This is a genomic window from Agromyces sp. GQ35, assembly GCF_059758475.1.
This window is the reverse complement of the sequence record NZ_JCAXEO010000011.1, coordinates 1-397: the sequence shown is the minus strand read 5'-3', so window position 1 is coordinate 397 and position 397 is coordinate 1. Positions and strand designations below refer to the sequence as shown.

The 397-nt window shown below is 64.5% G+C and carries 1 protein-coding gene; it reads right to left on the bottom strand.

Translation table 11 applies throughout. The annotated features are described in order from the left end of the window. Nucleotides 1-397: hypothetical protein (locus tag AC6CH0_RS17775; protein WP_498103339.1), on the bottom strand; the 397-nt coding region annotated here is incomplete at both ends.

The following is a 397-nucleotide window of genomic DNA, read 5'->3' as shown; positions in this document are numbered from 1 at the left end:
CCCCACACTCGTCGCCGCACCAGCACCCAGGTTGTACAAGAAGATATGCGTGCCGACCTGATCCGACGAGAACGCGATCACGCCACGATCAGTGTTCGGCGTGACGGTGGCCGCTGTGGACGTGTTCTCGACGCCGAGGAGCGCGAGCGGTTCACCCGAGGGGGTGAGGTCGTTGATCAGCGGCTCGATCAGGATGGTCTCGCCGGCGAAGACCTCCGCGAAATCAGGGGTGCCGATGGGGTTCAGCGCACCCGGCTCCTTCACCTCCACCGTCAGCACCCCGGCCGAGGTCAACGTGCCATCGGACACGACGTACTGCACCTCTTTCGTGCCGAGCTCACCCGTCTTGTGCTCGAACGTCACGAACCCGTCAGGCGCGAACCGCACCGAATCACCA